This window comes from Escherichia sp. KCJ4928 (assembly GCF_004352695.1).
GTDB lineage: Bacteria > Pseudomonadota > Gammaproteobacteria > Enterobacterales > Enterobacteriaceae > ECMA0423.
In genome coordinates this window covers 1-11,374 of record NZ_SJWV01000136.1, presented here as the reverse complement: position 1 = coordinate 11,374, position 11,374 = coordinate 1, and the positions used below count along the sequence as shown (strand labels likewise).

Annotated in this window: 13 protein-coding genes; 6 read left to right on the top strand and 7 right to left on the bottom strand. The window is 51.7% G+C overall.

Features of this window, described 5'->3' with window-relative positions; genetic code table 11:
- Nucleotides 1-335: 335 nt before the first annotated feature.
- Together mdaB and E0D98_RS17155 are read left to right on the top strand one after the other, a co-directional pair.
- Entirely contained in the window at nucleotides 336-917 is a 582-nt protein-coding gene (gene mdaB / locus E0D98_RS17160) for an NADPH:quinone oxidoreductase MdaB (RefSeq protein WP_000065430.1), read from the top strand.
- 30 nt (nucleotides 918-947) lie between these two features.
- The gene (locus E0D98_RS17155; protein WP_000958598.1) at nucleotides 948-1,262 is read left to right on the top strand and encodes a putative quinol monooxygenase; all 315 of its coding nucleotides are present in this window, start codon (nucleotides 948-950) and stop codon (nucleotides 1,260-1,262) included.
- Between the two features lie 47 nt (nucleotides 1,263-1,309).
- Here E0D98_RS17155 and parE read toward each other — a convergent pair whose 3' ends face one another.
- From parE to nudF, 5 genes are read right to left on the bottom strand one after another with little or no spacing between them, the layout of a single operon-like run.
- A complete protein-coding gene (gene parE / locus E0D98_RS17150) occupies nucleotides 1,310-3,202 on the bottom strand; it encodes a DNA topoisomerase IV subunit B (RefSeq protein ID WP_000195296.1) in 1,893 nt (630 codons plus the stop codon).
- 28 nt (nucleotides 3,203-3,230) lie between these two features.
- Nucleotides 3,231-3,812, bottom strand: coding sequence for an esterase YqiA (gene yqiA / locus E0D98_RS17145; RefSeq protein WP_000105733.1), 582 nt, complete (start codon nucleotides 3,810-3,812; stop codon nucleotides 3,231-3,233).
- Nucleotides 3,812-4,639, bottom strand: a complete 828-nt coding sequence (gene cpdA, locus E0D98_RS17140; RefSeq protein WP_000444747.1) for a 3',5'-cyclic-AMP phosphodiesterase — start codon at nucleotides 4,637-4,639, stop codon at nucleotides 3,812-3,814. The genes yqiA and cpdA overlap by 1 nt, the downstream gene beginning before the upstream one ends.
- A 24-nt stretch (nucleotides 4,640-4,663) precedes the next feature.
- Nucleotides 4,664-5,086, bottom strand: a complete 423-nt coding sequence (locus tag E0D98_RS17135; protein WP_000833393.1) for a DUF1249 family protein — start codon at nucleotides 5,084-5,086, stop codon at nucleotides 4,664-4,666.
- Nucleotides 5,087-5,716 (bottom strand): ADP-ribose diphosphatase, encoded by a 630-nt coding sequence (gene nudF / locus E0D98_RS17130; protein ID WP_000917117.1) that lies wholly within the window; start codon nucleotides 5,714-5,716, stop codon nucleotides 5,087-5,089.
- A gap of 204 nt (nucleotides 5,717-5,920) precedes the next feature.
- On the opposite strand from nudF, the gene tolC reads away from it, so the two are divergent.
- The 3 genes from tolC (at nucleotide 5,921) to E0D98_RS17115 (ending at nucleotide 9,387) form a co-directional block, all read left to right on the top strand.
- Nucleotides 5,921-7,402, top strand: a complete 1,482-nt coding sequence (gene tolC / locus E0D98_RS17125) for an outer membrane channel protein TolC (protein ID WP_131890779.1) — start codon at nucleotides 5,921-5,923, stop codon at nucleotides 7,400-7,402.
- A 147-nt stretch (nucleotides 7,403-7,549) separates the two neighbouring features.
- On the top strand, nucleotides 7,550-8,221 hold the full coding sequence (locus E0D98_RS17120; protein WP_000831543.1) for a DUF1190 family protein: 672 nt from the start codon (nucleotides 7,550-7,552) through the stop codon (nucleotides 8,219-8,221).
- Nucleotides 8,222-8,226: 5 nt separating this feature from the next.
- Nucleotides 8,227-9,387 carry a glutathionylspermidine synthase family protein gene (locus tag E0D98_RS17115; protein ID WP_000442860.1) on the top strand — a complete coding sequence of 387 codons (1,161 nt, stop codon included), beginning with the start codon at nucleotides 8,227-8,229 and terminating at the stop codon, nucleotides 9,385-9,387.
- A 37-nt stretch (nucleotides 9,388-9,424) separates the two neighbouring features.
- On the opposite strand, the gene ygiD is transcribed toward E0D98_RS17115, so the two are convergent.
- Complete coding sequence (gene ygiD, locus E0D98_RS17110) at nucleotides 9,425-10,213, bottom strand: 4,5-DOPA dioxygenase extradiol (RefSeq protein WP_001299419.1); 789 nt, start codon at nucleotides 10,211-10,213, stop codon at nucleotides 9,425-9,427.
- Nucleotides 10,214-10,355: 142 nt separating this feature from the next.
- Here ygiD and zupT point away from each other — a divergent pair, with 142 nt between their 5' ends.
- Nucleotides 10,356-11,129, top strand: coding sequence for a zinc transporter ZupT (gene zupT / locus E0D98_RS17105; protein WP_001295627.1), 774 nt, complete (start codon nucleotides 10,356-10,358; stop codon nucleotides 11,127-11,129).
- 57 nt (nucleotides 11,130-11,186) lie between these two features.
- Here zupT and yqiD read toward each other — a convergent pair whose 3' ends face one another.
- Entirely contained in the window at nucleotides 11,187-11,357 is a 171-nt protein-coding gene (gene yqiD / locus E0D98_RS27405; RefSeq protein ID WP_000469266.1) for a protein YqiD, read from the bottom strand.
- Nucleotides 11,358-11,374: the final 17 nt, after the last annotated feature.

Below are 11,374 nucleotides of genomic sequence, written 5' to 3'. Positions count from 1 at the left end.
ATTTTATGCTTTAACATATATCAGTACGCTCATAAAAATCCATTTATAATTATCAACATGACACGTTGATATTTTCATCTTTTACTTATTCAAAGCCATATTTTCAATCCCAAAAAAAACCGAACCAAACGTGTAAATTATTCCGGTGCGAGTAAGAATTATGAGGAATGGCTATCAGTATTGTCATTTTCAGAAAATATTTATCCTGCATCGGTGAGTCAGAGCTAGATCAGACTTTTGCTAAATTCGCAAAAGACTTTGCACATTTTGCTAATTTCACCGTACCGCTCTGTGACGTACTATAGTCGACAAACGTCTCACCTTGAGGTTAAAAAATGAGCAACATCCTGATTATCAACGGCGCGAAAAAATTCGCCCACTCCAATGGTCAACTGAACGACACCCTGACCGAAGTCGCGGATGGCACACTGCGCGACCTCGGGCATGATGTCCGCATCGTTCGCGCCGACAGCGACTACGATGTCAAAGCGGAAGTACAAAACTTTCTCTGGGCTGATGTGGTGATCTGGCAGATGCCAGGCTGGTGGATGGGCGCGCCGTGGACAGTGAAAAAATATATTGATGATGTATTCACCGAAGGTCATGGAACGCTGTATGCCAGCGATGGCCGTACCCGCAAAGATCCGTCAAAAAAATACGGTTCCGGCGGCCTGGTACAGGGCAAAAAATATATGCTTTCTCTGACCTGGAACGCACCAATGGAAGCCTTCACCGAAAAAGATCAATTCTTCCACGGCGTTGGCGTCGACGGTGTGTATCTGCCGTTCCATAAAGCAAACCAATTCCTTGGCATGGAACCGCTGCCGACATTTATCGCTAATGACGTGATAAAAATGCCTGATGTTCCCCGCTATACTGAAGAATATCGCAAGCATCTTGTGGAAATTTTTGGTTAACTAGAGCTCAGGCTTTAGAAGGAGTTAACCATGCTTACCGTAATCGCAGAAATCCGTACTCGTCCTGGTCAACATCACCGTCAGGCGGTATTGGATCAGTTTGCTAAAATCGTTCCAACCGTACTGAAAGAAGAAGGTTGCCACGGCTATGCGCCAATGGTGGATTGCGCTGCTGGCGTGAGTTTCCAGTCTATGGCACCGGATTCTATCGTGATGATTGAGCAGTGGGAAAGCATCGCGCATCTTGAAGCGCATCTGCAAACCCCGCACATGAAGGCGTACAGCGAAGCCGTAAAAGGCGACGTGCTGGAGATGAATATCCGCATCCTGCAACCTGGGATTTAAACCTGCCTTGTTTGCCCGGCCATCCTGACCGGGCAATGTTCTTTCCTTTAAACCTCAATCTCCGCCATGTCGCCTTTCTCTTGCAACCAGTTGCGGCGATCTTCCGAGCGTTTCTTCGCCAGCAGCATATCCATCATCGCGTCAGTACGCTGATCGTCTTCATCATCGATAGTCAACTGCACCAGACGGCGAGTGTTCGGATCAAGCGTGGTTTCACGCAATTGCATCGGGTTCATTTCCCCCAGACCTTTAAAACGCTGGACGTTCGGCTTGCCTTTCTTGCGTTTTAATTGCTCAAGTACGCCCTCTTTCTCTTCTTCCGTCAGCGCGTAATAAACCTCTTTCCCGAGATCAATACGGTAGAGCGGTGGCAGTGCGACGTAAACGTGACCGTGTTTCACCAACGCGCGGAAGTGTTTTACGAACAAAGCGCAGAGCAGCGTGGCAATGTGCAGACCATCAGAGTCCGCATCCGCGAGGATACAGATTTTGCCATAACGAAGCTGGCTCAGATCGTCGCTGTCAGGATCGATACCGATCGCTACCGAAATATCATGCACTTCCTGCGAGGCCAGCACTTCGTCGGAAGAAACTTCCCAGGTGTTAAGGATCTTACCTTTCAGTGGCATGATCGCCTGATATTCGCGATCGCGCGCCTGCTTGGCAGATCCGCCTGCGGAGTCACCTTCCACAAGGAACAGTTCGGTACGGTTAAGATCCTGCGCGGTACAGTCAGCCAGTTTGCCAGGCAGTGCTGGGCCGCTGGTCAGCTTTTTGCGCACCACTTTTTTAGCCGCACGCATACGGCGCTGGGCGCTGGAAATCGCCATCTCCGCCAGCAGCTCCGCCGCCTGAACGTTCTGGTTCAGCCACAGGATAAAGGCATCTTTCACCACGCCTGAAACGAATGCCGCGCATTGACGCGAAGAGAGACGCTCTTTGGTCTGCCCGGCAAACTGCGGATCCTGCATTTTCACCGACAGAACATAGGCGCAGCGATCCCAGATATCTTCCGCCGACAGCTTCACGCCGCGCGGCAGAATGTTGCGGTATTCACAGAACTCACGCATCGCGTCCAACAGGCCCTGACGCAGACCATTAACATGGGTACCGCCCTGCATCGTTGGGATAAGGTTGACGTAGCTTTCGGTCAGCAGTTCACCGCCTTCCGGCAGCCACAGTAGCGCCCAGTCCACAGCTTCAGTATCGCCAGCGAAATTACCGATAAACGGTTTTTCTGGCAGCGTCGGTAAACCGTTTACCGCTTCCGCCAGGTAATCATTCAGACCGTCCTGATAGCACCAGCGCTGTTCGGTGTTGTTGATCTCATCTTTAAAGGTAATCTCAACGCCGGGGCACAGTACTGCTTTGGCCTTCAGCACATGCGTCAGGCGTGAAACAGAAAAACGCGGGCTGTCAAAGAAGGTTTCATCCGGCCAGAAGTGCACGCTGGTACCGGTATTGCGTTTACCGCAAGTGCCGACAACCTGTAAATCCTGCACCTTTTCGCCATTTTCAAAGGCGATGTTATAAACCTGACCATCGCGGCGCACGTTAACTTCTACGCGCTTCGACAGGGCGTTAACCACCGAAATCCCCACGCCATGCAGGCCGCCAGAGAACTGGTAATTTTTGTTAGAGAATTTACCGCCTGCATGCAGACGGCAAAGAATCAGTTCAACCGCCGGTACACCCTCTTCCGGGTGAATATCCACCGGCATCCCGCGCCCATCGTCAATAACTTCTAACGACTGGTCAGCATGTAAGATTACATCCACGCGTTTTGCGTGACCCGCCAGTGCTTCATCGACACTGTTATCAATAACTTCTTGCCCCAAATGGTTAGGGCGAGTGGTATCGGTATACATCCCCGGACGGCGGCGAACCGGCTCAAGCCCGGTGAGTACCTCAATGGCATCAGCGTTATAAGTTTGCGTCATGGTTTAAGTTAGCAATTCGAGTTGATCGTCAGAGATGGTGCAGACCAAGAAAATCGACGATCGGGTTGAAATAATCTTCGAAGCCCGTGAATGCGTGGTTGCCGCCTTCTATGACAGTCTGGCGGCAGGAAGCGTAGTACGCCACCGCCTGGCGGTAATCCAGCACTTCATCTCCCGTCTGTTGCAGCAGCCAGATCAAATCCGGCGCTTCCAGCGGGTCAATCTGCATGACTTTGAGATCGTAAATATGGCGTGACTCTAGCACATATTGCTGCCCGGTGTAGGGGTTCTCGTTCTGACCGAGATAGTCCGTCAGCAGTTCAAACGGGCGCACCGCCGGGTTTACCACCACTGCGGGCAGCATAAAACATTGTGACAACCAGGTGGCGTAATATCCCCCCAGTGACGAACCGACAATACCCAGCGAATCGCCGCCATGTTCCAGGACAATGGATTCCAGCAGCTCTGCCGCGTCGGAAGGATACGGCGGCAACTGCGGAATGATCATCTCAACGTCAGGGTGATGTTCCGCCAGCCAGTTTTTTAACAAGCTCGCTTTTGCAGAGCGCGGCGAGCTGTTGAAACCGTGTAAATAAAGAAGCGTAGACATCAGTAGCCTTCTGAAGCGGTATCAGGTTGGAAACGTGTGTCCGCCAGGCGATGCACCTCGGTGGTCAGCGTGCCATCAGCATGTAACTCGAGAGTACGCCAGCCGGGCGCGATAGTATCCAGCGTAAAGTTGGAACAGTGCGGCTTAAACTGCACACAGGTCGACGGCGTTGCCAGCAGGCGGCGACCGTTCCAGTCGAGATCCAGCTCCTGATGAATATGACCGCACAGCAAGTATTTGACGTGCGGAAACTTCGCCAGCACGGTATCCAGTTCGCCCGCGTTACGCAGACTGTGTTGATCGAGCCAACTACAACCCGCAGGTAGCGGATGATGATGCAGCAGCAGCAACGTATGGCGTTCTGGCGCATCGGCCAGTTTACGTTCCAGCCACTCAAGCTGAAACTCGCTCAGCTCACCGTGCGGCACGCCAAACACCTGGCTATCCAGCAACAGGATTTGCCATTGCTCACCAATAAACACGCGCTTCGCCGGGGAGATACCCGCATCCTGTAACGCGCTGTACATCGCGGGCTGGAAATCGTGGTTGCCCGGCAGCCAGACGCAGGGCGCACGAAAACTTGCGATGCCTTCAGCGAAATGCTGATAGGCCGCAGAGGATTGATCCTGCGCTAAATCACCTGTCGCGACAATCAGGTCGAATTCGTGCTGATGTGGACGAATCGCCTCCAGCACCGCCTGGTAGCTTTCCCAGGTGTTTACCCCTAACAGGGCTTCGTGCTTTTGTGCAAACAGGTGAGTATCGGTAATTTGTAAAATCCTGACTCTGGCCTCACCAGCCAGAGGAAGGGTTAACAGGCTTTCCAAATGGTGTCCTTAGGTTTCACGACGCTAGTAAACCGGAATCGCCATCGCTCCATGTGCTAAACAGTATCGCAACCAGTCCGCTAAAAACTGGTTAATTTGATGCTTTTCGTCGCGTTGATGCAACTTTTTATTAGGATAATCATACCGCGCTTTGAAGCGAAAAATCTGCTGGCTTGAACACACTTCAGCCACCATCGCGTCATGATACAGACGCACCGTCATTGACGGAAGGCTCCAGTAACTGATCGCGGGCGCAGTCTGTTCTATTGTCACCAGGGTAGTGTATCGGGTCGATTCCACAATCGTCAGCCGATATTGGGCGTTTGCCACCTGATAGCTTACAGTTTCGCCGGGTGCGTCATTGCGCGGTAACAAACGGCGCAATTGTGAAAAGTTCATCTCGCACAGGCGCATCATTTCAGGAAAGTCAGGTGTGTAACGCTTCATTTATGCCCACTCATTTTTTAACGCTTGATGATGCAGCTGCAGCCATTGCAAAGCGATGACCGATGCTGCGTTGTCGATTTTCCCCTCTTCTACCCACTGGTATGCCTGTTCCCGGCTTACCACATGAACGCGAATATCTTCGTTTTCATCAGCCAGACCATGAATACCGCTTGCGGTCGTGGCGTCCACTTCGCCCACCATAATTGACGAACGCTCACTGGTGCCCCCCGGGCTTGCCAGGAAACTTAACACCGGTTTGGTCCGTTTGACTATCAGTCCCGCCTCTTCAATCGCTTCGCGACGGGCAACATCTTCCACACTTTCACCCTCTTCTATCATCCCGGCAACCATCTCCAGTAGCCAGGGGGTTTCACTGGTGTCGTATGCGGCAATCCGAATCTGCTCAATCAGCACAACTTCATCACGCACTGGGTCAAAGGGTAGCAAGACTGCGGCGTGACCGCGCTCAAAAATTTCCCTCCGTACCTCATGACTCATTTGCCCGTTGAATAAACGATGACGAAATCTATAAAGATCTAATGAAAAAAAGCCGCGATAAAGTGTTTCTCGTGCAATAATTTCTACATCGTTTTTGCCAAATGTAACGGGCAGGTTGTCTGGCTTAAGCATTGTTAATGTCCTGGCACTAATAGTGAATTAAATGTGAATTTCAGCGACGTTTGACTGCCGTTTGAGCAGTCATGTGTTAAATTGAGGCACATTAACGCCCTATGGCACGTAACGCCAACCTTTTGCGGTAGCGGCTTCTGCTAGAATCCGCAATAATTTTACTGTTTGATCGCGCTAAATACTGCTTCACCACAAGGAATGCAAATGAAGAAATTGCTCCCCATTCTTATCGGCCTGAGCCTTTCTGGGTTCAGTTCGTTGAGCCAGGCCGAGAACCTGATGCAAGTTTATCAGCAAGCACGCCTTAGTAACCCGGAATTGCGTAAGTCTGCCGCCGATCGTGATGCTGCCTTTGAAAAAATTAATGAAGAGCGCAGTCCATTACTGCCACAGCTAGGTTTAGGTGCAGATTACACCTATAGCAACGGCTACCGCGACGCGAACGGCATCAACTCGAACGCGACCAGTGCGTCCCTGCAGTTAACTCAATCCATTTTTGATATGTCGAAATGGCGTGCGTTAACGCTGCAGGAAAAAGCTGCAGGGATTCAGGACGTCACATATCAGACCGATCAGCAAACCTTGATCCTCAACACCGCGACCGCTTATTTCAACGTGTTGAATGCTATTGACGTTCTTTCCTATACACAGGCACAAAAAGAAGCGATCTACCGTCAATTAGATCAAACCACCCAACGTTTTAACGTGGGCCTGGTAGCGATCACCGACGTGCAGAACGCCCGCGCGCAGTACGATACCGTGCTGGCGAACGAAGTGACCGCACGCAATAACCTTGATAACGCGGTAGAGCAGCTGCGCCAGATCACCGGTAACTACTATCCAGAACTGGCAGCGCTGAATGTCGAAAACTTTAAAACCGACAAACCACAGCCGGTTAACGCGCTGCTGAAAGAAGCCGAAAAACGCAACCTGTCGCTGTTACAGGCACGCTTGAGCCAGGACCTGGCGCGCGAGCAAATTCGCCAGGCGCAGGATGGTCACTTACCGACGCTGGATTTAACGGCTTCTACCGGGATTTCTGACACCTCTTATAGCGGTTCGAAAACCCGTGGTGCCGCTGGTACCCAGTATGACGACAGCAATATGGGCCAGAACAAAGTGGGCCTGAGCTTCTCGCTGCCGATTTATCAGGGCGGAATGGTTAACTCGCAGGTGAAACAGGCACAGTACAACTTTGTCGGTGCCAGCGAGCAACTGGAAAGCGCCCATCGTAGCGTCGTGCAGACCGTGCGTTCCTCCTTCAACAACATTAATGCATCTATCAGTAGCATTAACGCCTACAAACAAGCCGTAGTTTCCGCTCAAAGCTCATTAGACGCGATGGAAGCGGGCTACTCGGTCGGTACGCGTACCATTGTTGATGTGTTGGATGCGACCACCACGCTGTACAACGCCAAGCAAGAGCTGGCGAATGCGCGTTATAACTACCTGATTAATCAGCTGAATATTAAGTCAGCCCTGGGTACGTTGAACGAGCAGGATCTGCTGGCACTGAACAATGCGCTGAGCAAACCGGTTTCCACTAATCCGGAAAACGTTGCCCCGCAAACGCCGGAACAGAATGCTATTGCTGATGGTTATGCGCCTGATAGCCCGGCACCCGTCGTTCAGCAAACATCCGCACGCACTACCACCAGTAACGGTCATAACCCTTTCCGTAACTGATGACGACGACGGGGCTTCGGCCCCGTCTGAACGTAAGGCAACGTAAAGATACGGGTTATCTGCCGCATTCTTCCCCCTTCTCGCTTCAATTTCGACCAGCCATCCTCTATTCTGATGGGTATTTACCACTGGTCCCGGAAGACAAAAATGAAACGGACAAAATCCATACGCCACGCATCGTTCCGCAAAAACTGGAGCGCACGCCATCTGACACCAGTCGCTCTCGCGGTTGCCACTGTTTTTATGCTGGCTGGCTGTGAAAAGAGTGATGAAACAGTGTCTCTCTATCAAAATGCTGACGACTGTTCAGCTGCAAACCCAGGCAAAAGCGCCGAATGTACCACCGCGTACAACAATGCGCTGAAAGAAGCCGAACGCACTGCGCCGAAATACGCCACCCGTGAAGACTGTGTTGCTGAATTTGGTGAAGGTCAGTGCCAGCAGGCACCAGCCCAGGCTGGCATGGCACCAGAAAACCAGGCGCAGGCCCAGCAATCCAGCGGGAGTTTCTGGATGCCGCTGATGGCCGGTTACATGATGGGGCGTCTGATGGGCGGCGGCGCGGGATTTGCACAGCAGCCGCTGTTCTCCTCGAAAAACCCAGCCAGCCCGGCTTACGGTAAATATACCGACGCGACGGGTAAAAACTATGGCGCAGCCCAGCCAGGCCGCACCATGACCGTACCGAAGACAGCCATGGCACCAAAACCGGCGACCACCACTACCGTTACCCGTGGCGGTTTTGGTGAATCTGTTGCCAAACAAAGCACTATGCAGCGTAGCGCAACTGGCACCTCTTCTCGTTCAATGGGTGGCTGATACCGATGGAAAGAGTCAGTATTACCGAGCGCCCGGACTGGCGTGAGAAAGCCCACGAATACGGTTTCAATTTTCACACCATGTACGGCGAGCCGTACTGGTGTGAAGATGCTTACTACAAGTTGACCCTCGCCCAGGTTGAAAAGCTGGAAGAAGTCACCGCCGAACTGCACCAGATGTGCCTGAAAGTGGTGGAAAAAGTGATCGCCAGCGATGAGCTGATGACCAAATTCCGCATTCCAAAACACACCTGGAGTTTTGTGCGCCAGTCATGGCTGACGCACCAGCCATCGCTTTATTCGCGTCTTGATCTGGCGTGGGATGGCACTGGCGAACCTAAACTTCTGGAAAATAACGCCGATACGCCAACGTCACTATACGAGGCGGCGTTCTTTCAGTGGATCTGGCTGGAAGATCAGCTTAACGCCGGTAACTTGCCGGAGGGCAGCGACCAGTTTAACAGTCTGCAAGAAAAACTGATCGATCGCTTCGTTGAGCTGCGTGAACAGTATGGCTTCCAGTTGCTGCATCTCACCTGCTGTCGCGACACGGTGGAAGATCGCGGAACCATTCAGTATTTGCAGGACTGCGCAACGGAAGCTGAAATTGCTACTGAGTTCCTCTACATCGATGATATCGGGTTAGGTGAAAAAGGTCAGTTCACGGATTTACAGGATCAGGTAATTTCCAACCTGTTCAAGCTGTATCCGTGGGAATTTATGTTGCGTGAGATGTTTTCCACCAAGCTGGAGGATGCAGGCGTACGCTGGCTGGAACCGGCGTGGAAGAGCATTATCTCCAACAAGGCACTTCTACCGCTACTGTGGGAGATGTTCCCGAATCACCCGAACCTGCTGCCCGCTTATTTTGCGGAAGATGATCATCCGCAAATGGAAAAATATGTGGTTAAACCGATCTTCTCCCGTGAAGGCGCAAACGTGTCGATCATTGAAAACGGCAAAACCATTGAAGCAGCGGAAGGTCCGTATGGCGAAGAAGGGATGATTGTTCAGCAATTCCACCCGTTACCGAAATTCGGCGACAGCTATATGCTGATTGGTAGCTGGCTGGTGAACGATCAACCCGCCGGAATTGGCATTCGTGAAGACCGTGCATTGATCACCCAGGATATGTCTCGGTTTTATCCACATATTTTTGTTGAGTAATCAATGATGCCGGATGGCATTCGCCATCCGGTAATTGTTAACCTATCTGCACCGACAGCATACTCAGGCTGCCCATTTCTATACCATCGACCGGAATGGTAATTGGCTCCTGCCCATCCCACGCACCTAAGACATACAACAACGGCAGATAGTGCTCCGGCGTTGGGTTCGATAACGCGCCACCTTCATGGTCGAGGTAATTCACCAGAGGATGCTGCTCTACCGCCCCTTGCCACGTCAGATTCGCTTTCACATACTCATTAAACGACATCGCCCAAGGATATGGTGAACTATCACCGTGCCACTTCACTGTACGCAGGTTATGCACCACGTTGCCACTGGCGACCAACATTATTCCTTCATCTCGCAGCGCTGCCAGTTTGCGCCCCATTTCGAAATGCCAGGCGGCAGGTTTGCTACTGTCGATACTCAACTGCACCATCGGGATATCGGCGTCAGGATACATCTTAATCAGCACGCCCCAGGAACCGTGGTCAAAGCCCCAGGCTTCTTTATCCAGCGTCACCGGGACCGGTGCTAACAGCTCAACCAGATGCTGTGCCAGCACAGGCGAACCCGGAGCAGGATAATGCGTATCGTACAGCGCCTGCGGGAAGCCACCAAAGTCATGAATCGTGGGCGGCGTCTCCATCGCGGTCACTCCTGTTCCACGGGTAAACCAGTGAGCCGAAACCACCACAATCGCTTGCGGGCGTGGCAATGTCATCCCCAACTTCTGCCAGCTGCGGGTATACAAATTATCTTCCAGCACGTTCATCGGACTACCGTGACCTAAAAACAATGCTGGCATACGTGTTGAAGACATGATGATATCCTTAACTAAAGGTGTCATTTTGATATCCTCACAATACGCTTGTTCGGCGGAGTAAGAACCCGGATAACAATGATGATGATCATCAGTTATTTTGACGATCTGCCTGAAGGTGAAGATTTATAAGGAGTTGTCGATGTCAGTACCTCTCATTCTGACCATACTGGCGGGGGCAGCCACGTTTATTGGCGCGTTTCTCGGCGTTCTCGGGCAAAAACCCTCGAACCGCTTACTGGCGTTTTCGCTAGGATTTGCGGCGGGGATCATGTTGCTCATCTCATTAATGGAAATGCTTCCTGCCGCACTAGCAGCTGAAGGAATGTCGCCTGTGTTGGGTTATGGAATGTTTATCTTCGGTCTGCTTGGCTATTTTGGCCTGGACCGCATGTTGCCACATGCGCATCCGCAGGATTTAATGCAAAAATCGGTGCAGCCGTTGCCAAAATCGATCAAGCGCACAGCCATTCTGCTCACTCTCGGCATCAGTCTGCATAACTTCCCGGAAGGGATTGCCACCTTTGTCACGGCGAGCAGCAACCTGGAGCTGGGATTTGGCATCGCACTGGCCGTCGCGTTGCACAATATTCCTGAAGGTCTGGCGGTTGCAGGCCCGGTTTATGCAGCAACGGGTTCTAAACGCACGGCAATTCTGTGGGCGGGGATTTCTGGATTGGCAGAAATTCTTGGTGGTGTGCTGGCGTGGTTAATCCTCGGTAGCATGATTTCCCCCGTGGTCATGGCGGCAATCATGGCGGCGGTTGCAGGAATTATGGTGGCGCTCTCGGTTGATGAATTAATGCCGCTCGCCAAAGAGATTGACCCTAATAATAACCCCAGCTATGGCGTACTATGTGGAATGTCAGTGATGGGATTCAGTTTAGTGCTGCTACAAACGGCGGGAATTGGTTAAAAGCAACATCAGAAGTTGGCCAGCGCATGGACAACTTCTGCTAGCTTCACTAAAGCCTTATTCTACCTTTTCGGCTGTCTCTTCTCTCGTACTGTTTAAGTATTTGTTCCGCGCTTCAAGCAGTGCGTCTCTGTCCTGGCGAAACGCCCGACAATAACGTTTCAAATGCAGGAAATAACCCACCACAACAAGAGCAATCAATACAATCCAGTACCAGGCGATAAACATCCTTTTACCCTTAATAT

Coding starts and splice junctions, on each gene's coding strand:
- ygiD (WP_001299419.1), bottom strand. CDS start 10,213: ATGTCTTCAACACGTATGCCAGCATTGTTTTTAGGTCACGGTAGTCCG.
- parE (WP_000195296.1), bottom strand. CDS start 3,202: ATGACGCAAACTTATAACGCTGATGCCATTGAGGTACTCACCGGGCTT.
- yqiD (WP_000469266.1), bottom strand. CDS start 11,357: ATGTTTATCGCCTGGTACTGGATTGTATTGATTGCTCTTGTTGTGGTG.
- mdaB (WP_000065430.1), top strand. CDS start 336: ATGAGCAACATCCTGATTATCAACGGCGCGAAAAAATTCGCCCACTCC.
- E0D98_RS17115 (WP_000442860.1), top strand. CDS start 8,227: ATGGAAAGAGTCAGTATTACCGAGCGCCCGGACTGGCGTGAGAAAGCC.
- E0D98_RS17135 (WP_000833393.1), bottom strand. CDS start 5,086: ATGAAGCGTTACACACCTGACTTTCCTGAAATGATGCGCCTGTGCGAG.
- nudF (WP_000917117.1), bottom strand. CDS start 5,716: ATGCTTAAGCCAGACAACCTGCCCGTTACATTTGGCAAAAACGATGTA.
- E0D98_RS17155 (WP_000958598.1), top strand. CDS start 948: ATGCTTACCGTAATCGCAGAAATCCGTACTCGTCCTGGTCAACATCAC.
- tolC (WP_131890779.1), top strand. CDS start 5,921: ATGAAGAAATTGCTCCCCATTCTTATCGGCCTGAGCCTTTCTGGGTTC.
- yqiA (WP_000105733.1), bottom strand. CDS start 3,812: ATGTCTACGCTTCTTTATTTACACGGTTTCAACAGCTCGCCGCGCTCT.
- E0D98_RS17120 (WP_000831543.1), top strand. CDS start 7,550: ATGAAACGGACAAAATCCATACGCCACGCATCGTTCCGCAAAAACTGG.
- zupT (WP_001295627.1), top strand. CDS start 10,356: ATGTCAGTACCTCTCATTCTGACCATACTGGCGGGGGCAGCCACGTTT.